This is a genomic window from Streptomyces sp. NPDC098781 (assembly GCF_044759995.1).
Taxonomy (GTDB): domain Bacteria; phylum Actinomycetota; class Actinomycetes; order Streptomycetales; family Streptomycetaceae; genus Streptomyces.
The window spans coordinates 217,751-242,333 of the sequence record NZ_JBIWAK010000008.1 but is presented as its reverse complement, the minus strand read 5'-3'; the positions used below and the strand labels follow the sequence as shown (position 1 = coordinate 242,333).

At 72.1% G+C, this 24,583-nt stretch carries 30 protein-coding genes and 1 pseudogene; 9 read left to right on the top strand and 22 right to left on the bottom strand.

The genetic code is table 11. The features are described 5' to 3' along the window. Window positions 1-90: 90 nt before the first annotated feature. The 3 genes from ACIQWG_RS30425 to ACIQWG_RS30415 all read left to right on the top strand — a co-directional run bounded on the left by ACIQWG_RS30425 (window position 91) and on the right by ACIQWG_RS30415 (window position 1,594). Window positions 91-492, top strand: a complete 402-nt coding sequence (locus tag ACIQWG_RS30425; protein ID WP_404101469.1) for a DUF2795 domain-containing protein — start codon at window positions 91-93, stop codon at window positions 490-492. Between the two features lie 50 nt (window positions 493-542). Further along, window positions 543-962: a CBS domain-containing protein gene (locus ACIQWG_RS30420; RefSeq protein ID WP_404101467.1), complete on the top strand. Its 420-nt coding sequence runs from the start codon at window positions 543-545 to the stop codon at window positions 960-962. An 80-nt stretch (window positions 963-1,042) separates the two neighbouring features. Beyond that, on the top strand, window positions 1,043-1,594 hold the full coding sequence (locus ACIQWG_RS30415) for a type 1 glutamine amidotransferase domain-containing protein (protein WP_404101465.1): 552 nt from the start codon (window positions 1,043-1,045) through the stop codon (window positions 1,592-1,594). Window positions 1,595-1,624: 30 nt separating this feature from the next. On the opposite strand, the gene ACIQWG_RS30410 is transcribed toward ACIQWG_RS30415, so the two are convergent. Next, window positions 1,625-1,897, bottom strand: coding sequence for a DUF6158 family protein (locus ACIQWG_RS30410; protein WP_404101463.1), 273 nt, complete (start codon window positions 1,895-1,897; stop codon window positions 1,625-1,627). Between the two features lie 57 nt (window positions 1,898-1,954). Between ACIQWG_RS30410 and ACIQWG_RS30405 the strand changes: the two genes are divergently transcribed. Next, entirely contained in the window at window positions 1,955-3,070 is a 1,116-nt protein-coding gene (locus ACIQWG_RS30405) for a Vms1/Ankzf1 family peptidyl-tRNA hydrolase (protein WP_404101461.1), read from the top strand. Window positions 3,071-3,086: 16 nt separating this feature from the next. On the opposite strand, the gene ACIQWG_RS30400 is transcribed toward ACIQWG_RS30405, so the two are convergent. Both ACIQWG_RS30400 and ACIQWG_RS30395 read right to left on the bottom strand, forming a co-directional pair. Next, window positions 3,087-4,706 (bottom strand): ABC-F family ATP-binding cassette domain-containing protein, encoded by a 1,620-nt coding sequence (locus ACIQWG_RS30400; protein WP_404101459.1) that lies wholly within the window; start codon window positions 4,704-4,706, stop codon window positions 3,087-3,089. A gap of 83 nt (window positions 4,707-4,789) precedes the next feature. Next, complete coding sequence (locus tag ACIQWG_RS30395; RefSeq protein ID WP_404101457.1) at window positions 4,790-5,458, bottom strand: histidine phosphatase family protein; 669 nt, start codon at window positions 5,456-5,458, stop codon at window positions 4,790-4,792. Window positions 5,459-5,533: 75 nt separating this feature from the next. Here ACIQWG_RS30395 and ACIQWG_RS30390 point away from each other — a divergent pair, with 75 nt between their 5' ends. The 3 genes from ACIQWG_RS30390 to ACIQWG_RS30380 all read left to right on the top strand — a co-directional run bounded on the left by ACIQWG_RS30390 (window position 5,534) and on the right by ACIQWG_RS30380 (window position 8,155). Further along, a complete protein-coding gene (locus tag ACIQWG_RS30390; RefSeq protein WP_404101455.1) occupies window positions 5,534-7,030 on the top strand; it encodes a bifunctional phosphatase PAP2/diacylglycerol kinase family protein in 1,497 nt (498 codons plus the stop codon). Window positions 7,031-7,121: 91 nt separating this feature from the next. After that, window positions 7,122-7,943 (top strand): class I SAM-dependent methyltransferase, encoded by an 822-nt coding sequence (locus ACIQWG_RS30385; protein WP_404101453.1) that lies wholly within the window; start codon window positions 7,122-7,124, stop codon window positions 7,941-7,943. 41 nt (window positions 7,944-7,984) lie between these two features. Then, entirely contained in the window at window positions 7,985-8,155 is a 171-nt protein-coding gene (locus ACIQWG_RS30380; protein WP_062702272.1) for a hypothetical protein, read from the top strand. Between the two features lie 31 nt (window positions 8,156-8,186). On the opposite strand, the gene ACIQWG_RS30375 is transcribed toward ACIQWG_RS30380, so the two are convergent. From ACIQWG_RS30375 to ACIQWG_RS30315, 13 genes are all read right to left on the bottom strand, one after another. Next, window positions 8,187-8,450 carry a gas vesicle protein K gene (locus ACIQWG_RS30375; protein ID WP_404101832.1) on the bottom strand — a complete coding sequence of 88 codons (264 nt, stop codon included), beginning with the start codon at window positions 8,448-8,450 and terminating at the stop codon, window positions 8,187-8,189. Between the two features lie 92 nt (window positions 8,451-8,542). Further along, entirely contained in the window at window positions 8,543-8,731 is a 189-nt protein-coding gene (locus tag ACIQWG_RS30370; RefSeq protein WP_031475810.1) for a gas vesicle protein, read from the bottom strand. Continuing rightward, entirely contained in the window at window positions 8,728-9,522 is a 795-nt protein-coding gene (locus tag ACIQWG_RS30365; RefSeq protein ID WP_404101450.1) for a GvpL/GvpF family gas vesicle protein, read from the bottom strand. Before ACIQWG_RS30365 ends, ACIQWG_RS30370 begins: the two co-directional genes overlap by 4 nt. Further along, window positions 9,519-9,881, bottom strand: a complete 363-nt coding sequence (locus ACIQWG_RS30360) for a gas vesicle protein (protein WP_404101448.1) — start codon at window positions 9,879-9,881, stop codon at window positions 9,519-9,521. Before ACIQWG_RS30360 ends, ACIQWG_RS30365 begins: the two co-directional genes overlap by 4 nt. Beyond that, window positions 9,878-10,978, bottom strand: a complete 1,101-nt coding sequence (locus tag ACIQWG_RS30355; RefSeq protein WP_404101446.1) for an SRPBCC family protein — start codon at window positions 10,976-10,978, stop codon at window positions 9,878-9,880. The genes ACIQWG_RS30360 and ACIQWG_RS30355 overlap by 4 nt, the downstream gene beginning before the upstream one ends. After that, the gene (locus ACIQWG_RS30350; RefSeq protein WP_404101830.1) at window positions 10,975-11,568 is read right to left on the bottom strand and encodes a DNA primase; all 594 of its coding nucleotides are present in this window, start codon (window positions 11,566-11,568) and stop codon (window positions 10,975-10,977) included. The genes ACIQWG_RS30355 and ACIQWG_RS30350 overlap by 4 nt, the downstream gene beginning before the upstream one ends. Beyond that, entirely contained in the window at window positions 11,568-11,828 is a 261-nt protein-coding gene (locus ACIQWG_RS30345) for a gas vesicle protein GvpG (protein ID WP_404101444.1), read from the bottom strand. Before ACIQWG_RS30345 ends, ACIQWG_RS30350 begins: the two co-directional genes overlap by 1 nt. 4 nt (window positions 11,829-11,832) lie before the next feature. Continuing rightward, on the bottom strand, window positions 11,833-12,603 hold the full coding sequence (locus tag ACIQWG_RS30340; protein ID WP_404101442.1) for a GvpL/GvpF family gas vesicle protein: 771 nt from the start codon (window positions 12,601-12,603) through the stop codon (window positions 11,833-11,835). Next, window positions 12,600-13,025, bottom strand: a complete 426-nt coding sequence (locus ACIQWG_RS30335; protein ID WP_404101440.1) for a gas vesicle structural protein GvpA — start codon at window positions 13,023-13,025, stop codon at window positions 12,600-12,602. Before ACIQWG_RS30335 ends, ACIQWG_RS30340 begins: the two co-directional genes overlap by 4 nt. Window positions 13,026-13,077: 52 nt before the next feature. Then, entirely contained in the window at window positions 13,078-13,410 is a 333-nt protein-coding gene (locus ACIQWG_RS30330; RefSeq protein ID WP_404101438.1) for a gas vesicle protein, read from the bottom strand. An 81-nt stretch (window positions 13,411-13,491) separates the two neighbouring features. Beyond that, window positions 13,492-14,421: a non-homologous end-joining DNA ligase gene (gene ligD / locus ACIQWG_RS30325; protein ID WP_404101436.1), complete on the bottom strand. Its 930-nt coding sequence runs from the start codon at window positions 14,419-14,421 to the stop codon at window positions 13,492-13,494. Next, the gene (locus ACIQWG_RS30320) at window positions 14,418-16,265 is read right to left on the bottom strand and encodes a transketolase (protein ID WP_404101434.1); all 1,848 of its coding nucleotides are present in this window, start codon (window positions 16,263-16,265) and stop codon (window positions 14,418-14,420) included. The genes ligD and ACIQWG_RS30320 overlap by 4 nt, the downstream gene beginning before the upstream one ends. Beyond that, window positions 16,262-17,875: an FAD-dependent oxidoreductase gene (locus ACIQWG_RS30315; RefSeq protein ID WP_404101432.1), complete on the bottom strand. Its 1,614-nt coding sequence runs from the start codon at window positions 17,873-17,875 to the stop codon at window positions 16,262-16,264. The genes ACIQWG_RS30320 and ACIQWG_RS30315 overlap by 4 nt, the downstream gene beginning before the upstream one ends. Before the next feature lie 270 nt (window positions 17,876-18,145). Between ACIQWG_RS30315 and ACIQWG_RS30310 the strand changes: the two genes are divergently transcribed. Beyond that, window positions 18,146-19,237, top strand: a complete 1,092-nt coding sequence (locus tag ACIQWG_RS30310; protein ID WP_404101430.1) for an enolase C-terminal domain-like protein — start codon at window positions 18,146-18,148, stop codon at window positions 19,235-19,237. A 4-nt stretch (window positions 19,238-19,241) separates the two neighbouring features. Here ACIQWG_RS30310 and ACIQWG_RS30305 read toward each other — a convergent pair. Together ACIQWG_RS30305 and ACIQWG_RS30300 are read right to left on the bottom strand one after the other, a co-directional pair. Continuing rightward, window positions 19,242-19,773, bottom strand: a pseudogene (locus tag ACIQWG_RS30305) (short-chain dehydrogenase); the annotation flags it as partial. A gap of 115 nt (window positions 19,774-19,888) precedes the next feature. Continuing rightward, the gene (locus tag ACIQWG_RS30300; RefSeq protein ID WP_404101428.1) at window positions 19,889-20,383 is read right to left on the bottom strand and encodes a phage holin family protein; all 495 of its coding nucleotides are present in this window, start codon (window positions 20,381-20,383) and stop codon (window positions 19,889-19,891) included. Between the two features lie 98 nt (window positions 20,384-20,481). Between ACIQWG_RS30300 and ACIQWG_RS30295 the strand changes: the two genes are divergently transcribed. Further along, entirely contained in the window at window positions 20,482-20,829 is a 348-nt protein-coding gene (locus ACIQWG_RS30295) for a VOC family protein (protein WP_404101426.1), read from the top strand. Here ACIQWG_RS30295 and ACIQWG_RS30290 read toward each other — a convergent pair. The 4 genes from ACIQWG_RS30290 to ACIQWG_RS30275 form a co-directional block, all read right to left on the bottom strand. Continuing rightward, the gene (locus tag ACIQWG_RS30290; RefSeq protein WP_404101424.1) at window positions 20,820-21,719 is read right to left on the bottom strand and encodes an arginase family protein; all 900 of its coding nucleotides are present in this window, start codon (window positions 21,717-21,719) and stop codon (window positions 20,820-20,822) included. The genes ACIQWG_RS30295 and ACIQWG_RS30290 overlap by 10 nt on opposite strands. An 85-nt stretch (window positions 21,720-21,804) precedes the next feature. After that, complete coding sequence (locus ACIQWG_RS30285) at window positions 21,805-22,371, bottom strand: GNAT family N-acetyltransferase (protein WP_404101422.1); 567 nt, start codon at window positions 22,369-22,371, stop codon at window positions 21,805-21,807. A gap of 19 nt (window positions 22,372-22,390) precedes the next feature. Next, window positions 22,391-22,645, bottom strand: a complete 255-nt coding sequence (locus ACIQWG_RS30280) for a DUF1049 domain-containing protein (RefSeq protein WP_404101420.1) — start codon at window positions 22,643-22,645, stop codon at window positions 22,391-22,393. 57 nt (window positions 22,646-22,702) lie between these two features. After that, window positions 22,703-24,484 (bottom strand): CocE/NonD family hydrolase, encoded by a 1,782-nt coding sequence (locus ACIQWG_RS30275; protein ID WP_404101418.1) that lies wholly within the window; start codon window positions 24,482-24,484, stop codon window positions 22,703-22,705. Window positions 24,485-24,583: the final 99 nt, after the last annotated feature.

The window sequence follows — 24,583 nt, the reverse complement described above, 5'->3', positions numbered from 1 at the left end:
CCGGGTCTCCCCGCATCGGGGGTGCAAACCCGGTGTCGGCCCCCTGCCATCGGGTACGCGGTGCGCAGTCCCGAAGATCTGGAGGGAGTCATGCAGCGAGGCAGTGACCGGCTGAGCGTCCACCGCGACGACGAGATGAAGCACGAGCTCCAAGGACTGCTGCGGTCCGGGCGTCCCACCCGGACCGAGGAGTGGCACGATCCGGAGCCGTCCGCCGAGGACGATCCGCAGGTCGCCGGTGGTCCGGTGGCGCCTGGGTCGTCGACGGCGTCCCTGGCGACGGTCCGGCTGGAGCTGGCACGGGTGCTGGGCCGTGGTGCCTTCCCGGCGAGCCCCCGGGACCTGGCGGGAGAGCTGCGCCGTGGCTACGCGCCCGACGCGCTCGCCGAGTCGGTGGAACGGCTGCCGCGCTCGGCGCGCTACGCCAACGTCCAGGAGCTGGCCGAGGCCCTGACCGGGAGCGGGCAACCGGCCCGGCGGGGGAACACCTGACGGTCGTACCGGCACCGGTGCGACCGAGTCGACGCGGGAAGGGCCGTCGTATGGCCGAATTCGTGAAGGACGTCATGACCCCGGGAGTGGTCGCCGTCCGCCCGGACGCCTCGCTCGTCGAGGCGGCGCAGCTGATGCGGGCGCAGGACATCGGCGATGTCGTGGTGGCCGACGGACAGGACGTCCTGGGTGTGCTCACCGATCGTGACATCGCGGTGCGGGCCGTCGCGGACGGCGCCGATCCGCTGACGGTGAGCGCCGGGGCGGTGTGCACCCGGAACCCGGTGCTGATCGGCCCGGGCGAGCGGGTCTCCGTCGCGGTCTCGCTGATGCGCGAGCACGCCGTACGGCGGCTGCCGGTCGTCGAGGACGGCCTGCCGGTCGGCGTGGTCAGCCTCGGCGACCTGGCCGAGACGCGGGATCCCGACTCGGCGCTGGCCGAGATCAGCCGCGCAGCCCCGGACGGGTGAGGCGCGCGGGTCCGGGACCCGCACGACCCGAACCGAGCACGTGGCCCGCGCGCCGGACCACGGAAGGACGGAAGGACATCATGCGTATCGCTTTCCTGACCGCGCCCGAGGGCGTCGAGCAGGTCGAGCTGACCGAACCCTGGCAGGCGGCGGTGGACGCCGGTCACGAGCCGGTGCTCGTGTCGACGAAGCCGGGCACGATCCAGGCGTTCAACCATCTGGACAAGGCGGAGAAGTTCCCGGTGCAGGAGGTCGTGGGCGAGACGTCGGCCGACTCCTTCGGCGGGCTGGTCCTGCCGGGCGGGGTCGCCAACCCCGACTATCTGCGCACGAACCGCAAGGCCGTCGCCTTCGTACGGGACTTCTTCGACCAGGGCCGTCCCGTGGCGTCGATCTGCCATGCCGCGTGGACGCTGGTGGAGGCGGACGTCGTACGCGGCCGGGTGCTGACCTCGTGGCCCAGCCTGGAGACCGACATCCGCAACGCCGGCGGCACCTGGGTCGACGAGCAGGTGCGGATCTGCGACCACGGCCCCAACCAGCTGGTCACCAGCCGTAAGCCGGACGACCTGAAGGCGTTCTGCGAGACGTTCCTCGACGTGTTCGCCAAGGAGTCGGCGAAGGCGGCCTGATCAGGGACCGCGCGGGCGCCGAGGGACCGGTCAGCCGGCCGAGCCCTCGGCGCCCGTGCGGTCGCGGGCGCCCTCGCGGGTGCGGCCCGCGGCCACGGTGCGGCGCGGGTTGCGGCGCAGGTACTCGCCCTCCAGCTGCGCCATCCGTTCGTTGTGGGCCCGAAGCGCGTCGTTCGAGCCGTACAGCAGCGTGTCGTGGCGCGTCCGGTGGATCGTCTCCAGCTCCTTCATGAGCTGTGTGTCGTCCAGCCGGCTGGGGTCGACTCCGGTCATGGTGGTGCCCCGCTCGTCGTGTTCGACCATGCGGTCCGGGTACCCGCCGGGGAGCACAAGCCCCCGATCGGTGTACGGGAGACAGCCATGGATCTCGCGTTTCTGCATCCACTGTACGAACACCTCGGGCCCTGGGCCTCCGTGTACGTCGACACCTCGCGGCACACGGCGGACACCCCGCACGAGCGGCACCTGACGGCCCAGGCCCTGTCCCAGGAGCTGGGCGAGCAGGGCTGCGACGACGCGACCTGCCGGGCGGTACGCGGTGCGCTGGAGGATCTGGAGCACTCGTCCGAGCCGCACGGCCGCGCGATCTTCGCCCGTGCGGGTGAGGTGGTCCTCGATCCGCCGCTGGCCCGGGCCCCGCTGCGGGACACCGCCCACTGGGCGCCGCTGCCGCACACCACACCGCTGCTGGAGCTGGCCGGTGAGGACCCGGTGTGCGTGGTGGCGTACGTCGACCGCAAGGGCGCCGCGTTCGAGCTGCGCACCGCGCTGGGCCGGCAGGACGCCGGGGCGGTGACGGGGCGGCGGCATCCGGTGCACCGGACGAGTTCGGCGGACTGGTCCGAGCGGCACTTCCAGCTGAAGGTGGAGAACACCTGGGAGCACAACGCCGCCGAGATCGCCGACGCACTCGCCGTCTGCCAGGAGGAGACCCGCGCCGACCTGCTGATCCTCGTCGGTGCCGACCGGGAGCGCCGGGCGGTGCGCGAACGGCTGCCGCAACGGCTGGGCGACCTGGTGGTCGAGGCTCCGCACGGCACCGGCAGCAGGCTGCTCGACGAGGACGTCGAAGCGGCCCGTGAGAACCATGTACGGCAGCGGGCGGCGCGGGAGCTGGAGCGCTTCCGGGCGGCCCGCGAACCGGACGGCGAGGGGCACGCCGGGGCGGTGGAAGGTGTGCCGGCGCTGATCGAGGCGGCGCGTGAGCACCGTATCGACGAACTCCTGATCCGCCCGGACGGGCCCGACGCCCACCGTGAGGTGTGGATCGGCGAGGACCCGGACCAGCTCGCGGTGCGCCGTACGGACCTGAAGATCCTCGGCGAACAGCACTCCTGGTCGGCCCGCGCCGACGACGCGCTGATGCGCTGCGCGGTGGCCACCGGCGCGGGGGCGGTATCGGTGACACCGGCCACCGAGCCGGTCCGCGAGGACGCCCCGGTGGGCGGCCTGGGGGCGCTGTTGCGCTGGGCGTGAGCGCCGCCGCTTCGCGCTACCGCGCCCGCTCCACCCGGCGCTCGTCCCACACCGGCTCCGCCGTCTCCCGCACCCGGCCGTCGCTGCCGAACACCAGGTAGCGGTCGAAGGAGCGCGCGAACCAGCGGTCGTGGGTGACGGCGAGGACCGTGCCCTCGAAGGCCTCCAGGCCCTCCTGGAGCGCCTCGGCGGACTCCAGGTCGAGGTTGTCCGTCGGCTCGTCGAGGAGGAGGGCCGTGACGCCCTCCAGCTCCAGCAGGAGGATCTGGAAACGGGCCTGCTGGCCGCCGGAGAGGCGGTCGAAGGCCTGCTCGGCCTGGTTGGTCAGTTCGTAGCGCCGCAGCCGGGACATGGCGGCGCCCCGGTCCTGGGCGTGTTCCTTCCACAGGATGTCGAGCAGGGTGCGGCCGAGCAGCTCGGGGTGCGCGTGCGTCTGGGCGAAGTGGCCGGGCACGACGCGCGCGCCCAGCTTCCACGCCCCGGTGTGCGCCACGTCGTCCCCGGCCAGCAGGCGCAGGAAGTGCGACTTGCCGGAGCCGTTGGAGCCGAGGACGGCGACCCGTTCGCCGTAGAAGACCTCCAGGGAGAACGGCTGCATCAGTCCGGTCAGTTCGAGCCCCTCGCAGGTGATGGCCCGTACGCCGGTGCGGCCGCCCTTCAGCCGCATCCTGATGTCCTGCTCGCGCGGCGGCTCCGGCGGCGGACCGGCCTCCTCGAACTTGCGCAGCCGGGTCTGGGCGGCGCGGTACCGGGATGCCATGTCGGGGCTGTTCTCGGCGGCCTGGCGGAGTGCCAGCACCAGCTTCTTCAGCTGGGCGTGCTTCTCGTCCCAGCGTTTGCGCAGTTCCTCGAAGCGGGCGAAGCGGGCGCGCCGGGCCTCGTGGTAGGTGGCGAAGCCGCCGCCGTGCACCCAGGCGTCCGCACCGGCCGGCGAGGGCTCCACGGACACGATCTTCTCGGCCGCGCGGGCGAGGAGTTCCCGGTCGTGGGAGACGAAGAGGACCGTCTTGCGGGTCTCCTTCAGCCGCTCCTCCAGCCAGCGCTTGCCGGGCACGTCGAGGTAGTTGTCCGGCTCGTCGAGCAGCAGCACCTGGTCCGTGCCGCGCAGCAGCGCCTCCAGCACCAGCCGCTTCTGCTCACCGCCCGAGAGGGTGCGCACCTGACGCCACTGCGCCCGCTCGTACGGCACCCCGAGCGCGGCGGTCGTGCACATGTCCCACAGTGTCTCGGCCTCGTAGCCGCGCACCTCGGCCCAGTCGGCGAGCGCCTGCGCGTACTTCAGCTGGGCCGCCTCGTCGTCGACCGTCATGATCGCGTGCTCGGCGGTGTCGACCGCCTTCGCGGCCTCGCGGATCCTCGGCGGCGCGACCGAGACCAGCAGGTCCCGTACGGTCGTCTCGTCCCGTACGGACCCCACGAACTGCCGCATCACGCCGAGCCCGCCACTGACGGTGACCGTGCCGCCGTGCGGCTTCAGCTCCCCGGAGATCAGCCGCAGCAGGGTCGTCTTGCCGGCGCCGTTGGGCCCCACCAGCGCCACGACGGCGCCCTCCCCCACCCGGAAGGACACGTCGCCGAGCAACGCCCTCCCGTCGGGGAGGTGGTACTCGAGGTGCGCGGCTTCCAGATGTCCCATGGGGCCGCATTCTGCGGGCGGCGGAGGCGGCCGGGCAAACCGTTATTCCGGTGCGGGGAGGCAGGCGGCCCCCGCGCCGGAAGTCACGCGCCCCGCGGCTGCTCGGGATCGACGGGCCAGCCGGTGGGCCCACCGTCGCCGGCCGGCGTCACCACGGCGCCCGCCCAGGTCAGGGCCTTCCAGCCGGCGGACGGCGACCCCTCCAGGATCACCACACCGGTGTTGTCGAGCGGATGCGCCGCAGAGAAGGGCACATCCACGTTCACCGCCCGCGCCGCCGTCCACATACGGATCGCGGCACCATGGCTGACCAGGGCCACCGTCCCGGCGCCACGCTCCGCCGCCTCCGCCACCACGGCGTCGAAGCGGGCCAGCGCCTCCGTGCCGTTCTCGCCGCCCGGCATGCGCAGCTCCGTGTCGCCGGCCGACCAGGCGAACACCGTCTTCATGTACAGCTGCCCCTGCTCGGAGTCGCCGGGCAGCATCTCCAGATCGCCGGCGGTCAGCTCGCGGATGCCGTCCCGCACGATCACCTCCAGGCCCAGGGCGGCCGCCAGCGGGGCGGCGGTGAGCTGGGTGCGGGTCAGGGTGGAGACGTAGATCGCCTCGATGTCCTCGTCGGCCAGCGCCTCGGGCAGGGCGGCGGCCTGCTGTTCGCCGAGCGCGGTCAGGCCGGGGCCGGGGACGGCCGTGTCCAGCAGATGGTCCACGTTGGAGGGGGTCTGGCCGTGGCGTATGAGGAGCAGACGCATGTGCTGGGGGTTCCTCCGTGTGTCACTCACCGCCTGCCGGACAGCAATCGGCCACTTCAGGGTACCCAGCCCTGTATGAGCCCAGACGTCGACCTCACCGTCCTCAAGCCCGGCCGGCACAACCTGCGCGACCGGTTCCTCGCCCTCGACTCCCGGCTGTTCGAGTTCGCGGCCGAGCAGCACTGGCCGTACGCCGAGCGGGTCCTGCCCCGGCTGAGCCGGAGCGCCAACCACGGTGTGCTGTGGTTCGCCACGGCCGCCGCCATCGCCGTCAGCCGCACGCCACGGGCGCGGCGGGCCGCGGTGCGGGGCCTCGCCTCGCTGAGCCTGGCCTCGCTGACCATCAACACCGTCGGCAAGCGGTCGGTGCGCCGCTCCCGCCCGGGGCTGGACCCCGTACCGCTGGTCCGGCAGCTGAAGCGGCAGCCGATCACCACCTCGTTCCCGTCGGGGCATGCGGCGTCGGCGGCCGCGTTCGCCACCGGTGTCGCCCTGGAGTCCCCCGGCTGGGGCCTGGTGGTGGCGCCCATCGCCTGGTCGGTGGCGCTGTCGCGGGTGTACACCGGCGTGCACTTCCCGAGCGACGTGCTGGCGGGCGCGGCGCTGGGCGCGGGTGCCGCGTTCGCCGTACGGGGTCTGGTGCCCACGCGTGATCTACAGGTCCCGCCGGCCCGGCCGCGACCGGATGTGCCGGCGCTGACGGAGGGGGACGGGCTGGTCATAGTGGCCAACAAGGGGTCCGGTAGCGCCGAGCGGGTGCACGCGCTGCTCGACCTGCTCCCGCGCGCCGAGCTGGTCGAGTGCGAACCGGCCGATGTCCGCACCGAGTTGGGCAAGGCGGCGGCTCGCGCCCGGGTGCTCGGGGTGTGCGGCGGCGACGGCACGGTGAACGCGGCCGCCGAGATCGCGCTGCGGCACGATCTGCCGCTGGCGGTGCTGCCCGGCGGCACGCTGAACCACTTCGCCGTCGACCTGGGGGTGGAGAACGAGCGCGATCTGAGCCGGGCCGTGCAGCGCGGCGAGGCGGTGCGCGTGGACGTGGGCCGGTTCAGCTGCGGCGAACAGCAGGGCCTGTTCCTCAACACGTGCAGCCTGGGCGTGTATCCGGAGCTGGTCCGTGAGCGCGACCGCTTCTCGTCGAAGGTCGGCGCCTGGCCCGCCGGGGTGCTCGCGGCACTGCGCGTCCTGCGCCGTGAGCGGCACCCGCTACACGCCGAAGTCGCCGGCCGTACGCACCCGTTGTGGCTGCTGTTCGCCGGGAACGGCACCTACCACCGGCTGGGTCTCGCCCCCGCCCGTCGGCTGAACCTCGCCGACGGTGTGCTCGACGTACGGGTCGTGCACGGCGGCCGCCGGCCCGCGCTGCGTCTGCTCGCCGCGGCCGTCGCGGGCCCGCTGACCCGCTCCCCCGCACACGCCGCGGTCCAGGTCGGCCGACTGCACCTGTCCGGCGTCACTCCGGGCGCCCTGCTCGCCTACGACGGCGAGGTCACCGAGGTGGGCGGCGATGTGACGCTGGAGAAGCTGCCCGAGGCGCTGACCGTCTACCGGCCGCTGCGTGGGGGTTCCTGACGGGCCACCAGTCCAGATAGTAAAACGCGGGTCTCACCATTCGGCATGCGGGCGTACGGTGTCGCGTACCGACGAGACGAGGGACACCGCCATGTCGAAGGCCGAGGAGAGTGCCGTCTACACGCACGGGCACCACGAGTCCGTGCTGCGTTCGCACACCTGGCGCACCGCCGCCAACTCGGCGGCGTACCTGCTCGATTCGCTGAAGCCGCACATGCGGATCCTGGACGTCGGCTGCGGTCCGGGCACGATCACCGCCGACCTGGCGGCCCTGGTCCCCGACGGCCATGTGACCGGCGTGGACCGGGCGCCCGAAGTGCTGGAGCGGGCCCGGTCCACGGCCGCCGGGCGCGGGGTGGTCAACGTGGACTTCGCGGTGGCGGACGTGCACGCCCTGGGCTTCCCGGACGACACCTTCTGTGTGGTCCACGCCCACCAGGTGCTCCAGCACGTCGGCGACCCGGTGGCCGCGCTGCGCGAGATGACGCGGGTCACCCGGCCGGGCGGCCTCATCGCGGTCCGCGACTCCGACTACGCGGGCATGACCTGGCGTCCGGCGTCCCGGGGGATGGACGACTGGCTGGACCTGTACCGCCGGGTCGCCCGGGCCAACGGCGGCGAGCCGGACGCCGGGCGCCGGCTGAAGTCGTGGGCGCTGCGGGCGGGGCTCACCGACATCGCGGCGACGTCGAGCGCCTGGACCTTCTCCACGCCCGAGGAGCGGGCCTGGTGGAGCGGACTGTGGGCGGATCGCACCCTGGCGTCGGCGTACGCGGAGCGCGCCACGCGGGGCGGGCACGCGACGCCGGAGCAGTTGCGGGCCGTCTCGGCCGCCTGGCGGGAGTGGGGGCGTCGGGACGACGGCTGGTTCCGTGTACCGCACGGAGAGATTCTGTGCCGCAAGCAAGCCTGAATCGCGGACTTCTGGAGACTCTATGAGCAGGAGGTTGAATTATGGTTCCCATTCTGCTCGTGCTGCTTCTGGCTTTGATTCTCTTCGGCGCCGGATTCGCGCTGAAGGCGCTCTGGTGGATCGCGATCGCGGTTCTCGTCGTATGGCTTCTGGGATTCGTGATGCGTGGCACGACCACGGCGGGCGGCAGGGGCCGCTGGTATCGATGGTGATGTGATTCCACTCCCCGGGTTCGAGCCCCATTCAGTCCCGGGGAAGCAGTGGCCCCAGCGGCCCGAGGTCCAGATTCAGGTCCTCGGGCCGCAGTCCGTAGCGCTCCCGGAGTTCGGTCATGCGGTCGTCGAGCAGCATCAGCGTCAGCCCGATCCGCTCCTCCTGCTCCTCGTTCAGATCACCCTGGTCGAAGCGGCGCAGCGCCTGGCGCTCCATGAGCTGGCGGAGCAACTCCACGACGGTCAGGACGAGTTTGACGAGGTCGCGTTCCACGGTGTCGGGGTCGAGGTCCAGCCGGTTGCGACGCGACGTCGGGTCGCGATGCGGTGCCGGGTCGGCCGGTGAGTCCGGCTCGGGGCGCGGTTCCGGGCGGTCGGGGTCCGATGTCACGTCAACTCCCCCCAGGGGGACGGGACCTGCTCGTTGACGGAGCTGATCAGCGCGTTCAGGTCGATGCGGACGAGGTCGACGTCGGCGATGCGCAGGGTGATGTCCCCCGTGACGACCACACCGCCGGCGAGCAGCCGGTCGAGCAGGTCCACCAGGGCGATCTCACGGCGTTCGACCACGGTCACCGCTCCACCTCCGACTCCTCCGCGAACTCCCCCGTGAAGGAATAGGCCGCCCACGGGCCGGTGAGTTCGACTCGGATTCCGGGCACGTCGTCCTTTTCCCGGTCCACCAGTTCCACGAATTCCTCGGAATCCGCGCGCGGTACCAGATAGGCGGCATTGAGCACGTTCTGCCCGGACGCGGTGGAAAGCGCGGCGCTCTGCGGAGCGTGCACCCGACGGTCCTCGGCGAACGCGGAAAGCGTTTCGTGCAGCCGGCCGGCGAATTGCGTGGCCCGCTGCCACACGTCCTCATGAGCACGCGTCTGCGTACGTCGCCGGCGCAGATAGTCACGGCCCGACTCCGCCCTGCGATCGGACGGGTCGGGCCCGGCGGGCTCAGGGGCTTCCGTGGGCGCTCTCTCGACGTAGACCTTGACGCCCCACTCCACCCGCCCCTCCAGCCGGTCAAGGACGCGCCGGAAGTCCTGCTCGCGGGCCTCCATCATGGTCCGCACGCCGCTGTCGTCCCGGAAGACGGTCGCGAGCCGCAGCGGCAGCGGAGTGGTGACGGCCGTGAGCGCGTCGATGACCTGCTGATGGGCGCGGGCGGTCACGGTGAGCCAGTCGAGGTCCTCCAGATGGGCGCGCAGCGGTGCCTCGGCGAAGTCCGCCTCGGGCACCGTACTGACGACGGCGACCAGTCCGCGGTGCGTCAGCTGCTTCGGCGGCGCGCCGGCGACGCCCGCCAGCTGGGCCTGGAGGGCGGAGCGAAAGGGGTGGCACACGGCGTAGACATAGCGCAGTCCGGTCATGGGGACTCCTCCTGTTCCCGGGCGGATTCCCTGATGGGCTTCCTGGTGGCTTCGCCGGCGGGATCCAGCTGGGCCAGACGTTCGCGCAACTCGGCGTTCTCCTTGGCGAGTTCGTTGCGGCGGGCGCGGGAGGACAACGCCGGGTCGTCCTCCCACCAGTCGATGCCCATCTCCTTGGCCTTGTCGACGGAAGCGACGATGAGGCGGAGCTTGATGGTCAGGAGCTCGATGTCGAGCAGGTTGATCCGGATGTCACCCGCGATGACGATGCCCTTGTCCAGCACCCGCTCCAGGATGTCGGCCAGGTTGGCACTGCTCCCCTGGCCGTACGGCTCCGGCATCCTGCTCGACATCGTCATCGCCGACTCCCACCGCCCGCGTACTCGGCTTCATCCTCGTACTCGGGCTCCTCCTCGTAGGCGTCCTCGGGCTCCTCCTCGCCCTCTTCGGCCTCCTCGTCCTCGTACTCGCCCTCCGGCTCTTCGTCCTCGGGCTCCTCGTCCTCGTCCTCGGCGTACTCGGACTCCGCCCCGTTCTCGTCCTCGTTCTCTTCCTCGTTCTCTTGGTACTCCTGCTCGTCCTCCTCCGCGACCGCGTCCTCGTGGCTGCGGACGACCTCGCCGTCGCGGATCTCACCGCGCCAGCCGTCCTCGGCCTCTCCCTTGAGGGTGATGAAGCGGACGTAGTTCTTCAGGTCGAGCCGGGCACGGCGGCCCTGGGCGCGCCAGATGTTGCCGGTCTTCTCGAACAGGCCCTTGGGGTAGTACTCGATGACCAGCAGGACGCGGGTGAGGTTGTCGCCGATCTCGTGGAAGGAGACGACACCCTTCGTGGTGCCCTTGCCACCCTCCGAAGTCCAGGAGATCTTCTCGTCCGGCACCTGCTCGGTGGTGTGCGCCTTCCAGCTGCGGTTGGACCAGAAGACCTTCATCTGCCAGTCGGAGGTCGTGTCGTCGGCGCGGTTCGCGCTCTTCACGCCCTTGGCGAAGGTGCTGAAGTCCTGGTACTGGGTCCACTGGTCGTACGCCGTGCGCAGCGGCACGCCGACATCGATGTGCTCGATGATCACAGTGGGCTTGTTGCCCGCCCCGCCCTTCTTCCTCTTGCCGCCCCCACCGAGACTCTTGAAAGCGTTCACGACGTTGTCCTTCGCGCGGGTTGCGCCGAGTTCCAGCGCGCTGCGCAGCGGTCCCTTGCCCTCCGCGAGCTTGCGGCCGCCGTCGAGTGCGAGCTGGGCGAAACCGGGGCTGCGGCCCTCGGCTATGTCGTTCAGCTTGACCGTGGTCTCGCCGAGCTTGCGTCCGGCGCCGGTCAGCAGCCGCGTCGCCTGCGCGGCGAGGTACTCCTGGAGTTCGGCCTTGAACCGGTCGGCCGCCTCACTGCCCGCGAGGCCGGACAGCGGTTGCTTGGCCGTGTCGCGGGCCGCGGAGCCCGCGGATCCGAGTGTCTCGGTCATGACTCGTCACCGCCCTTCGTCCGGCGTGCGGCGGCCGTCTTCCTGGCCGCCGACCTGGGGGCGCCGGTCCGCTTGGCCGCCGCCTTCTTCGAGGGAGCCGTCTTCTTCGCGGGGGCCTTCTTGGCCGCCTTCTTCGCGGTCTTCTTGGCCGGGGCCTTCTTCGCCGGGGCCTTGCGGGACGCCTCGTCGCGGCCCTCGTCCTCGGTGTCCTCCGTGCCCTCCGCGTCCTCGGCGTCCTCCTCGTTCTTCGAGCCCAGGTCCGGCGTGGGAACCGCGCCGGTCAGCTGCTCACGCACCTCAGCGGTACGTCCGTGCAGCCGGTCGGAGAACGCGTCGAGCTGCCGCTCGACCATCGCGCCCGAGGCCGCCTTGCCGACGCCGCGCAGATCCTCGCGCAGCTGGTCCCCTATCTCCTTGAACTGCGGGTTGTTCTGGAGCTGTTGGGACACCAGGTCCGCGACGGCCCGTGGGCTCAGGTTCATTCGCTTGCCCGCCACCAACGTGCCGAGGGCGAACGCCAGTTTCATCTTCTTCGTACGTCCTAGGACGTATCCGGCCCCTACCGCGAGGCCCAGTCCCACTCGGTTCATCATGCCGTCCCGTCACTGTTCCCGTACCCTGCGCGCAGGCCCGTCTCAAGTCGGTCGAGAAGCTCGTCCTCCTGTCGGTCGAACTCCTCCTCGTCGATCTCGCCGGCGTTCAACCGCTCCTCCAGCTGAGCCAGTTCGGCGCGCACGGCGCTCGGGTCGTAGTAGATGCGCTCCGCTTCCTGGACCACCTGCTTGATCACCCATCCGCTGCCGCGCACCGGGGCGAACGGCAGCAGGAACACCTCTCCGATCAGTCCCACGACCTCACTCCTCAGCGCTCTCCACGCCGCTCGTGGTACCGGCGGGCTCGGCCGGGCCGGGCTCGACGAAGCTGTACGGCGGCAGCGGGCCGTTGACCCGCACTTCGAGATGGGGGTGGCCCTTGCGCAGCTGCTCGACCGCGGTGAGGAACGCCTCGGCTCCGTCGCGGTCCACCAGGAAGGACACATTGGCGAGCCAGCCGCTGGACTCCGGGCCGACGCTCACGGCAGCCGCGGCCGGTTCCAGGGTGTGCTGCACATCGGCGGCGTCCTCGACCTCCTGCGCCTTGACAGCCGCGACCACCATCTCGCCGAGGTGGAGGCGATCCTCGTAGGTGCCGCCACCGGCCTGCCGGTTGGCCTCCGTCATGGCCCGGATCTCCGAGTTGCCCGCCATGACGCGGTGCAGCACGGCCTCCTCGGCGTGGGACGCCTTGATGTTGTACTCGATCTTGCCGTCCAGGGCCGCCAGTCGTTCCTTGTAGTGGTCGACCCGTTCGGCGAGGACCGAGGTGACCGTGTCGTCGTCGGGGGCGACGCTGCCGAACCGCATGGGCAGCACGCAGCCGGCCGCGCCCGCCTCGGCGAGCACGTTGGAGTGGGCGAGCAGTTCCCTGCGCTTGGGGCGCAGCCCCTCGGGAGCGTCGCTGACGAGAGCGGCCAGTTCGCCGGCCTTGAGCACGCGCACGGGGCGCGCCGGGTCGCCGACGCCGCCCATGTCCTGTGGAAGCGCGGGGTGCGAGCTCGCGGTGATGCCGTACACGTACGTGCTCACTCCTGCTCCTCCTTCCTGCGCGAGGTCGTGGACTTGCGGGTGCGCTGCCTGGGCCGCTCCTCGCCTTCCTCACGTGCCTGCTTGAAGGCGTCGGAGATGGTCTCGGCCGCGCCGGACAGAGCCCCCTTGGACTTGCCGCGGGCGCCGGACTCGGTGATCTCGCCGACCAGGTCGGGCAGGCCCGGGTCCTTGCGCGGCCCGGCCTCCAGGTCGAGCCGGTTGCACGCTTCGGCGAAGCGCAGATAGGTGTCGACGCTGGCCACGACCACGCGGACGTCGATCTTGAGGATCTCGATGCCGACCAGGGAGACTCGTATGAACGCGTCGATGACGAGTCCCCTGTCGAGTACCAGCTCGAGCACGTCGTAGAGGCCGCTGCTGCCGCCTCCGCCGCCGCTCTGCTGTGCCGGGACAACGGTCATGCCTGCCGTTCCTCCTTGTCTGGGGTTGGTCTTGCGGGCGCGGGCGGGCGGCCTAGCGGCCGCCGGGCCGATGTGCGTCGGACCGTCCACGCTCGTAGCGGCGGACGCGCCGGTAGCCGGTGAGCTGCCCCTCGTGGTCGAGTTCGACCTGGTAGCTCGCCAGCAGGCTCATCGTGTCGGGAACGCGGGTCAGTTCCAGGACCTCGATCTCGAGGCTCCAGCCGTCCTCCGTCTGTTCGAAGGACGACACCGACTCGGCGTTCATACCGGTGAGCTCCGCCAGCTGGCTCCGTGCCTGACGCAGTACCTCCATCGCGGCCGGCCCTCCGCCCTTCCCGCCCGTCTGCCGTCTGGATGACTTGGGTGTGTTCTGTGAATCATTCATGGCGCCTCCTACGCCGAGTGGCCTGCAAGGCGCCGATCAAACCCCTGGCCGCTTCTTCGGTCACTCGGTGCGTCGTTTTCCTCAGCCGCGCAGCGCTTCGAGCCTGCGCCGGGCCGGCCCCAGGGTGCGGCCGCGGCCCATCAGCCCGGCCCAGGGGTCGGTGCGTGCCTGGTCCACGGCGTCGGCGATGGTCCAGCGCCGGGCGTCGAGGTCCGGGGCGTCCAGCCCGTCCCAGGTCAGCGGCGTGGCCACGGGGGCGCCGGGCTTGGCGCGCACGGTGTAGGGCACGACCGCGGTCTGGGCGTAGGCGTTGCGCTGCACGTCGAGGTAGAGGCGGTCGCCGCGGTCCTTCTTGCGGGCGGCGGTGGTCAGCCGGTCCGGGTGGGCGTCGGCGAGCGTGTCGGCGACGCCCCGAGCGAAGGCGCGCACCTCGTCGAAGTCGTCCTGCGCCTTCAGCGGTACGACGACGTGCAGTCCGCGCGAGCCGGTGGTCATCAGCGCCGACGGCAGCTTCAGGGTGTCGAGCAGTTCGCCGAGCAGGACGGCCGCCTCGCGGACCTGCCCGAAGTCGTCCTCGGCCGGGTCGAGGTCGAAGACCAGCCGGTCGGGCCGGTCGATGCTGCCGGTGCGGGAGAGCCAGCGGTGCAATGTGAGGCTGGCCTGGTCCGTGAGGTACACGAGGGTCGCGATGTCGTCGCAGACCGTGTGGCAGACGGTGCCGTCCTCCTTGGGCAGCTCGACGCGGGTGATCCAGTCCGGGTAGTGCTCGGGGGTGTTCTTCTGCATGAACCGCGGCCCGTCGATCCCGTCGGGGTGCCGCTCCAGCATCAGCGGGCGGCCGCGCAGATGCGGCAGCATGAAGGGGGCGACGGACCGGTAGTACGCCACGAGATCGCCTTTGGTGTACTCCTTCGCGCCTGAGCCGCCCGGAAAGAGCACCTTGTCGACCCGCTTGACCTCGACGGTACGGCGGCCCGCGCGCACCTGTTTCGTGGCGTCGCCGTCGGTCACCGTACGACCGCCTCCTCCACCAGCAGCTTGCCGGCGGCGGCGATGCCCATGGCGTCGATGCCCGCGGCGTGCAGCTGCTCGTCCGGGGAGGCCGAGCCCGGCATCATGCGCACCGCGAGCCGCACCAGACGGGGCACCGGGCGCCCGTCTGCGAACGCGTCGAGCACGGCGTCGCCGATGCCGCCCTCCTCGTGGTGGTCCTCCACGGTGAGCAGGCAGCCGGTTTCCTCGGCGGCCCGGCGCAGGGTGTCCCGGTCTACGGGCTTGACCGAGTACAGGTCGATGACCCGGATCCGGATGCCCTCGCGCTCCAGGGAGTCGGCGGCGGCGAGCGCCTCGTGCACGGTGACGCCGGCCGCGACGACGGTCAGCCGGTCGTGCTCGCTGGAGCGCAGCACCTTGCTGCCGCCGACCGGGAACTCCTCGTCGGGGCCGTAGATCACCGGTCCTGCGCCGCGCGAGGTGCGCAGATAGCGGACGCCGTCCAGGCCGGCCATCCCCGCGACGAGCTTCGCGGTCTGGTTGGCGTCGCAGGGGTACAGCACGGTCGAGCCGTGCACGGCCCGCATCATCGCCAGGTCCTCCAGGCCCATCTGGCTCGGCCCGTCCTGCCCGATGGCGACGCCGGCGTGCGAGCCGACGAGATTGATGCCGACCCCGCTGACCGAGGCCATGCGCACGAAGTCGTAGGCGCGGGTCAGGAAGGCGGCGAAGGTGGAGGCGTACGGCACCCAGCCGCGGGTGGCCAGCCCCACCGCGGCGGCGACCATCTGCTGCTCGGCGATGTAGCACTCGAAGAACCGCTCGGGGTGTTCCTTGGCGAAGAACTCCGCCCGTGTGGAGTCGCTGACCTCGCCGTCCAGGGCGACGACGTCCCCGCGCCCGCTGCCGAGGGCGGCGAGCGCCTTGCCGTAGGCGTCGCGGGTGGCGGCCTCGTCCCCCTTGTCCCAGCGGGGCAGTTCGAGGTTGCCGGAGGTCACGGCGTGCAGCATGCGGGTCGCGTGCGGTTCGTGGACCTGGATGCGCAGGTCGCGCGGGCCGCCGAGTTCGGCGACGGCCTCGTCGGCGTCGGGCAGCGGCTTGCCGTGCAGTCCCTCACGGTCCTGGACGCTCGCGACGCCCTTGCCCTTGAGGGTGCGGGCGAGGATGACGGTGGGCTGCCCGGTGGTGGACCGGGCCTCCCCGTAGGCGCGGTCGACGGCGTCGACGTCATGCCCGTCGACCTCGACGGTGTGCCAGCCGAACGCCTGGAAGCGGCGGGCGTAGGCGTCCAGGTCGTGCCCGTGCCGGGTCGGGCCGCGCTGGCCCAGCCGGTTCACGTCGACGATGGCGGTGAGGTTGTCCAGGTTCTCGTACGCCGCGTGCTCGGCGGCCTCCCACACCGAACCCTCGGCGAGCTCGCTGTCGCCGCACAGCACCCACACCCGGTACCCGGTCCGGTCCAGCCGCTGCCCGGCCAGCGCGATCCCGACCCCGATGGGCAGCCCCTGCCCGAGCGAGCCGGACGCCGTCTCCACCCACGGCACCCGCCGCGGGGTGGGGTGCCCCTCGAGCCGGCTGCCGAGCTTGCGGAAGGTGAGCAGTTCGCCGTCCTCGATGGCGCCGGCGGCCTTGTAGGCGGAGTACAGCAGCGGCGTGGCGTGTCCCTTGGACAGCACGAACCGGTCGTTGCCCGGGTGGGCGGGGCGCTCGAAGTCGTAGCGCAGGTGGTTCGCGAGGAGGACGGCCATCAGATCGGCGGCGGACATCGACGACGTCGGATGCCCTGACCCCGCGGCAGCGGCGGCCCGCACACTGTCCACCCGCAACTGCTGGGCGAGCTCGGTGAGTTCGTCGGTGTTCATGAGTCTCCTTCCGTGGGCTTGGGAGAGGCGGGTTCGGGTGCCGAGGACTGGTCCGGATGCGGCCTGTGCACCGCCGGGGCGTCGGAGGGCGGCCCGGCGGCGGCCCGGGTGTGGGGGCGCAGCACGGGGCCGGGAGGTTCGGAGTGCTTGGCGGCGTCGGGGTCCTGGACCGGGTCGGGCTGGTTCCTGTCGGCGGTTTCTCCACCGGGCTGGTCCTTGGCGGTCTCCCCACCCGGCCGGCCCTTGGCGTGATCCCTGTCGGAGTCGGACTCCCCGGCGGCCGCCGCGCCGTCCTGCGGATCCGGCGCACCCGGTGCCCGGACGAGTTCCGGCGAAGCCGTGTCGAGCGGTACCGACCACGACCGTACGAGGCCCAGTTGCACGGCCTGGCGTGGCAGCGCGGCGTCCAGGAGCCAGTCGGCGGCGACTCGGACGCGGTTGCCGGGCATCGCGGCCAGGTGGTAGCCGCGGGTGACCGCGCCCGCCGCCACGCCGGACAGCGGGATGCCGAGCGGATTGGCGGCAGCCTTGACGCCGCCCAGGTCGACGACGAAGCCCAGGTCGCGGTGCCGGTAGGCGCGCCGCTCCCCCAGGCCCAGGGAAGCGGCGACGTTCTGCGCCACGGCCTTGCCCTGCCGCCAGGCGTGCTGCGCCGTCATCGGCGTGTACTCGCCGGGCTTCTCCAGATCGGGCACGGCGGCCGCGTCCCCGGCGGCGAACAGCCCCGGCCGGCCCGGCACCTGAAGGTACGGGTCGACCAGCAGCCGCCCCCGCTCCAACGGCAGTTCCAGGGACTCGGCGAGCGGATCGGGCCGTACGCCGACACACCACACCAGCGTGCGGGTGTCGACGAACTCGCCGTCGGTCAGCAGCACGCCCCGGTGCGTGGCCTCCTTCACGGAGGTCCCCATCCGCACGTCGACGCCCCGCTGCCGCAGCACCCGGTCGGCCGTGCGCGACAGCCTCTCGTCCAGCTCGGGCAGGACGCGCTCGGCGATGTCGAGCAGCATCCAGCGGGGCCGCAGGCCCGACCGCAGCGGGTGTTTGCGCACCTGGGCGTCGGTGAAGAGCTTGCCCTGCGCGGCGACCTCGGTCCCGGTGTATCCGGCGCCGACCACGACGAACGTGCAGCGCGCCGAGCAGGTCTCGGGGTCGTCGGCCGCGGCGGCCAGCTCCATCTGCCGGGTCACGTGGTCCCGTAGGTACAGCGCCTCGGGCAGGCTGCGGAAGCCGTGCGCGTGCTCGGCGACGCCGGGGATGGGCAGCAGCTTGTTGACGCTGCCCGCGGCGAGGATCAGCCGGTCGTAGGGCAGGGTGCCGGTGTCGCCCTCGGGGCCGGTGTAGTGCACGGTCTGCCCGTCGAGGTCGATGGAGCCGGCCTCGCCCAGCACCAGCCGTACGTGCGGCAGGGTGCCGGAGAGGGAGACGGTGACCCGGCGGGGTTCCAGGATGCCGGCGGCGACCTGGGGCAGCAGGGGCAGATACAGGAAGTAGTCGGTCGGGTTCAGCAGGGTGATGTCAGCCTTGTGCCGGGTGAGCCGGGACAAGGTGCGGGCCGCCCGGAATCCGGCGAATCCGGCGCCGACGATCACGATGCGGGGTCGACTCACGTTGGGCCTCCGACGCTGTCGCGTACCTCGGGAGCCTTCCGCGTCCCCCTGGTCAGGGCCCCCAAACGTGGCCGCGGCCCGCCACCGGCTTTCCGGCACGCCGAACCGGCCGGCCCGGGTTGCCGTCCGGACCTCCGGGTACCCGGTACGGCGACCCGCCACCGCCGAAGCGGCCCTTCCGGAGGTGTCCCCCATGCCCCAGCACGGCTGCTCCCTTCGTGTCGCCGGTGACCGGCGCGCCGCGGCGGCGACGAGGGGCGGGCTTGCGTCATGAAGCTCCATCTGCCCGTCGTCTCCGTCTACACGGTGCCCACCGACGCCCCCGAGGCGGACGGCACCCTGAGCTGGAACTCGACGACCGTGGTGATCGCCGAGGTCACGGCGGGCGAGGCGACCGGCACGGGGTGGACGTACGGCCCGGCGGCGGTCGGCGACTTCCTGCGCGATCATCTGGCGCCGCTGGTGGAGGGCCGCGACGCACTGGACATCCCGGCCGCGCACGAGACGATGGTCCGCGCGGTCCGCGACGCCGGCCGGCCGGGCGTCGCCGCGTGCGCGATCTCCGCGCTGGACATCGCCCTGTGGGATCTCAAGGCCCGGCTGCTGGAACTGCCCCTCGCCCGGCTGCTGGGCGCCTGCCGCGAACGGGTTCCCGTCTACGGCAGCGGCGGCTTCACGACGTACCACGACAAGCATCAGGCCGCGCAGCTGAACGGCTGGGTGCACGGCCAGCACATCCCGCGCGTGAAGATCAAGATCGGTCAGGACCGGGGCGGCGCGGTGCTGCGCGACATGGCCCGGGTCCGGGCAGCCCGCCAAGTCATCGGCTCCGAGGCCGAGTTGTACGTGGACGCCAACGGCGCCTACACCCGCAAGCAGGCGATCCGGGTCGGCCACGCCCTCGCCGGGCACGGCGTCGGCTGGTTCGAGGAACCGGTGTCCTCGGACGACCTGGCCGGACTGCGGCTGATCCGCGACGCCCTGCCGTGCGATGTGACGGCCGGCGAGTACGGCTACGACCTGCCGTACTTCGCCCGCATGATCACGGCCGGCGCCGTCGACTGCCTCCAGATCGACGCCACCCGCTGTGGTGGCGTCACGGAGTTCCTGCGCGCCGCCGCCCTCGCCCAGGCCCACGGCCTGGAGGTCTCGGCCCACTGCGCACCGCACGCGCACGCCGCCGTGGCCGCCGCGCTCCCCAACCTGCGTCACATCGAGTGGTTCCACGACCACGTCCGGGTCGAGGACATGTTCTTCGACGGCGCTCTGAACCCCACGGGCGGCACGGTCGCCCCGGTGCAGGGTCTGGGGCACGGGCTGACGTTGCGGGCGGAGGAGGTCCAGGAGTACCGGGTCGGCTAGCCAGCTAGGGACGACGTACCGTCACCCGGCCACGGTTGCGGGACAGCCACTCCTGCGGGGCGAGTTGATGGCACTCCTCGTCGAACCGGCCGTGCGCACCGAAGTCCCGGCCGTGCGGCCCGTCCGCCGGGGTCCACAGATTGCCGGGTCCGGCCGGCTCGCCGTCGTCGTGCTGGGACGCGAAGCCGGTCCGCGCCAGATACGGGGGTCCAGCAGCCTGGGTACGACCGCGTCGGCGAGCAGCGTCGCCACGGTCGAACCGCCGACCCAGTACTCCCGGTGCCGGCCGTGTCCGGCCGCGTGCACGATCGCCCGCGCGGCCACCTCCGGCTGGTACACCGGCGCCACCGGCCGGGCGCGCCCGGCATCCGGTTCACCACCGGGTCGAACTGCGGGGTGTTGGCGGCCGGCAGTTGCACCATCATCAGCGGAATCCCGCGGTAGGCGAGCGCCGATCCGACCTGCACGACCGTGCCCCGGTCGCGCGGCAGCATGTGCCGCAGGGCGGCCCGGGTGCCGAACACATAGCCCAGATACCGCGCGCGGCGAAGGCCAGGGCCGTGGCCCGGCCCACGCCGCCGCTCGCCCCGGTCACGACCACGCCCTGCCATGGTTCGGCAGGGCCTGGTTCCACGGTCCGCGCGCGCCGCCTCACGCCCGGTGGCGCGGCTGCTCGGGGTCGATGCCGTCCGGGCGCGGCTTCCGCGTGCCGGCCGGGTCCGGGGTGCCCGCCTCCGGCGGTACGGGCGGCATCGGCGGGTAGGGCATGCCCTGCCCGCTCGGCGCGGCGGACGGGGCCGCGGCGCCCATGCGGCCGTGCGCGGCCTCGGTCGGTGCGCCCGGGTGCCGGGACACCGAGGGGCGGGCGGCGCCGCGCAGCACGTACGCGAGCGCGCCGAGGATCGCCGCGGTGATCAGAGCGGCGGCCCAGTTCGGCAGCCCGGCGGCGAGGCCGAGTCCCAGGGCGAGCGCGAGGGCCGCGCCCGCGTACAGGGCGACGGCGCCGGACGCGGCGTACAGCGTGGCACGGCGGCGCTGCCTGCGGGTCTGCTCGCGCAGTTCGTCCCGTATGGTCTCGCGCGCCACCTGCGCCAGTTCGTCGACCAGGTGCTTGTCCAGATGCTCAAGATGATCCAAGCGGTCCATGCGCGCCGAGTACCCGTACGGGCCTGCGCATAACGGGGAGTGAGGGGATCGCGTGAAACGATCTGCCCTGCCTGCCGGTGCCAACTAGGCTTTCCAGCATGGACATTCTGGGAGCCACGCTGCGCGTGTGCGTCGACGACCTGGAGGCCGCGGTCCCCTTCTACGAACGCCTCGCGGGCGGCACAGCCCTCCGCTTCGAACGCGGCGGCGTGCAGGTGGCGGCGATCGGATGCTTCCTGCTGATGAGCGGCCCGGAGGCCGAGTTGGAGGTGCTGCGCAAGGTCGCGGCGACGATCGCGGTGAAGGACGTCGAGGAGACGCACCAGGTGCTCAGTGAGCTGGGTGCGCGGATCATCGCCGGGCCGGTGCCGACGCCGGTGGGCCGCAACCTGATCGCGATGCACCCGGACGGGTCGATCTACGAGTACGTCGACCGTCAGTCCTGATCGAGGGCCGACACCACGATGTCGGTGAGCAGCGCCCCCGCCGTGCCCTCGGGGTCCAGATCGGGGTCGTAGATCGTGACGTTGAGCCCGACGCAGTGTCCCGAGCCGAGCAACGGCCTCAGCAGCGCGACGAGTTCGTCGGGCGTGAGGCCGTCGGGGTCGGGGCTGTCGACGGCGGGCATGACGGACGGGTCGAGGACGTCGGCGTCCAGATGGACCCAGAAGCCGTCCAGTTGCGGGATCTCGAAGGCCTGCCGGGTGACCGACGCGAGGGCTTCGGCGCCCCATTCCCGCAGGTCCCCGACGGTCACCACGGGAATCTTCAGGTCGGCGAGTTCGGCCCGCTCGTCCTCGAAGCAGTCCCGGATGCCGAAGTACCGCACGTCCTCGTCCCGCAGATAGGGCTTCAGCCCCTCCAGGTCGGTCAGCTGCTCCTGACCGCGCCCGGTGGCCAGGGCGACCTCCTCACCGCCGGCCGCGCCGACCCCGTCGGAGTTCCCCGGGTGCCGGAAGTCGGGCGAGGCGTCCACGACGGCCAGCCCGTACCGGCCGAGGCGACGCAGCGCGAGGGCGGCACCGAGGTTGATCGAGCAGTCGCCGCCCAGCACGAGCGGGAAGTCCCCGGCGCGCACATGGTGCTCGATCCGGTCGGCGAGCTTTCGGGTGTACCCGGCGATGGCGGCCGCGTTGAAGACGCCGTCGCCCTCCTGCCAGTCCCCCCGGTCGTAGCGCGGCGGCACCACCACCCCGCCCTCCAGCGCCCGCAGCCTCTGCACGATCCGCTGCTCGCGCAGCGCACCGGCGAGCTTGTGGCAGCCGGGCACGGTGCCGGGGGCGGGCGGGCGCAGGCCCAGGTTGGAGGGGGCGTCGAGCACCACGATGGTCCGCATGCGGCCCATCCTCTCCGACCGGGGGCCGGCCCTCAACTGCCCTTCGGCGGCGGCCCCTCAGGGGCGGGCGGACGACGGCTGCGCTTCACGGCACATCCGGTGGGGCGCTCCGCATCTCGGCGGTGATCGCCCACCGCTCGTGATCCCGCCAGGCCCCGTCGATGAAGAGCATGGCCGGCGAGAAGCCCTCCAGGCGGAAACCGCAGGCGCGGGCGAGGGCGATGGACGCGGTGTTCGCGGGCTGGACGTTGATCTCCAGACGGTGCAGTCGCATCGGTCCGAAGGCATGGCCGACCACGAGGTCGAGGCCCTCCCGCATCAGGCCGCGCCCGGCCGCGTGGGCGAAGGCGCCGTAGCCGAGGGCGCCGCTCCTGAAGGTGCCCTGGACGATGTTGTTGATGTTGATGAACCCGGCGATGCCACCGGCGTCGTCCTTCGCGCAGACCAGGAAGCCCGCCTTGGTGGCATCCTCGATCAGCCGCCCCGCGTAGGCGGCGTAGGCGGCCGGGCCGTCCGGCGGGAAGAGCCAGGGCTGGTGCAGCTCCTTGCTCTCCCGGGCGCGCGCGGTGAACTCGGCGGCGTCCTCGTGGGTGAAGTGGCGAAGGCCCACGTGGGGGCCTTCGGCGAGGTAGCGGGACGCGGGATGCGGCATTGGGCCAGCGTACGATCGGCTAGCGGCGCCGTCCCATGAAGTACGCCCCGCAGAGCGCACCGATCACGCCCATGCCCAGCAGGGCCACCCACAGCGGCATCGTCACCTCGGGGATCAACAGCCGGATCTCCGTCTTGCGGGTGTTCTCGAAGATGAAGATCAGGGACAGGGCGACGAGCACGAGCACGGTGATCCGGGCGGGGGTCATCGCCTCGCCCAGCCGTCCTCGCCGCCCGCCGGCCCTGCCGCGGCGCTCCGACGTCTTCGTGCTCATACCACCCAGCATGCTCCCGAAGACGCGATCACGCACGGTGAGCACCAGCCCGAGCGCTCAGTCGACCACCGGCAGCCGGATCACCCCCGTGTCGCCGGGAGCGCTGACCACGGTCACCGGCTTGATCCCCCGGTTCCCGAAGTACGCGTCGTCACTCGCCGCGATCACGAAGCGCAGCCGGTGCCCCTTCTCGTACCGGTGCACGATCCCCGGCAGGGTCACGGTGAAGCTCCGGGTCACGTCGGGCACCCGCACCGGCGCGACCAGCCGGTGCACCAGCGTCCGCGTGCCGTCCGGCGCGACGTCGTACAGCTTGGCGAACAGCACGAGCTTGTCGGCGGCGTCCCCGGAGTGCTGGGTCCGCTCGGCCTTCGGGGAGACGACCTTCAGCGTGGCCCGGGGTGCGCCGACGACGTCGGTGGTGCGGGTGAGCGGCTCGCTGGTCCAGCCGAGGTAGGTGCCCGGGGTGTCGTACGGCGCCGGGTCCGGGAGGCCGATGAGTCCGGCGAGCGAGCTCTCCGAGTGGCTGGTGGGGACGAGCCAGTTGGTGTAGGTACGGCTGCCGCGCTTCACCTTGGCGCGGTTGTCGACGAGCTTGCCGTCGCCGGAGAGGTACAGGGTCCGGCTGGGGCCGGGGACGCGGTCGGCGGTGGCGTAGGTGTGGTTCGGGTCGGTGATCCAGTCGCGGTAGTAGGCGAAGGCCGGTCCGGTGTCGACGGGGTTCTTGCGCAGATAGCGGTCGAACCAGCCGAGGATGCGGCGGCCGACGTAGCTGGTCTCCAGGTTTCCCTGGCCGAGGTTGAGTTCGCCGGAGGCGGGGTCGCTGAGCCCGCCGCTGTGACCCCAGGACTGCCAGATCAGGTTGGTCGGGGTGCCCTGGGCCTTGAGCGTCTGGTACGTCGCCGTGGCCTCGTTGAGGTTGAAGAGGCTGTCCGCCTGGCCCTGGACGAGGAGGGTGGGGGCCTTGACGCGGTGCAGGTAGGACACCGGCGAGACGCTGCGGGCGTAGGCGAGCAGCTCGGCCGTCTGACGCGCCGGGTAGCGGCCGGAGTTGAGGGTGCGGATGGTGTCGCAGGCGTTGGTGACGAAGTGCAGACAGGCGAGGGAGTTGATGCGGGAGGGGTCGAGGTCGGGCTCCAGCAGGGGCTGGCCCTCGCCGATGAGGTAGAAGCCGTTGGCCCACTGCCATTTGAAGGCGCCGGGGACGTTGCCGCTGCCCACGGCGTTGTTCGGGTCGAGGGAGTAGGCGAGGTCGTTCCAGGTGATCAGCGGCACGAGGGCGTCCACGCGCCGGTCGACGGCGGCCGTGGCCAGCTGGACGGCCCCGCCGTAGGAGCCGCCCACCATGCCGACACGTGGGTCGCCGGGGGCGTCGAGGGTGACGAAGTCGGCCTTGGTGCCGTCGTCGGCCGGGCGCCCGCCGCCCAGGAAGTCGATCAGCCCTGAGGCGGCGACCCCGTCGATGGCGGGGTCGTCCAGCGAGATCAGACAGCCGGACCGGCCGAAGCCGAGCCCGGAGTAGACGAGGGAGACATAGCCGCGCTCGGCGAAGGCCTTGCCGATGGCGTCGGTCGAGCCGTCGGACTTGCTGCCGCCGAAGCCGTTGGTGGCGACGACGGCGGGCGCGGGGTGGGCACGGTCGACACCGGCGGGCCGGTACAGATCGGCGTCGACGGTGCAGGTGCGGCCGCCCGCCTGGACGGTGAACTTCAGGGCGGTGACGGTGTACTGGCCGGTCGCGGCGACGGCGGCCGGTGCGGTGAGTGCGAGGGGTGCGGTGAGGGTGGCGCCGAGGGCGAGTGCGAGCGGAGCTCGATATCTGGGCACACGACGGGACACGGAGACCTCCACACTGAGGCACGCTGGGGATGCCCTGCTTACCGACCAGTAAGTACTGGCCGGTTGTCATGGTGTGACACGTGTCAGGCGGGGTCAATC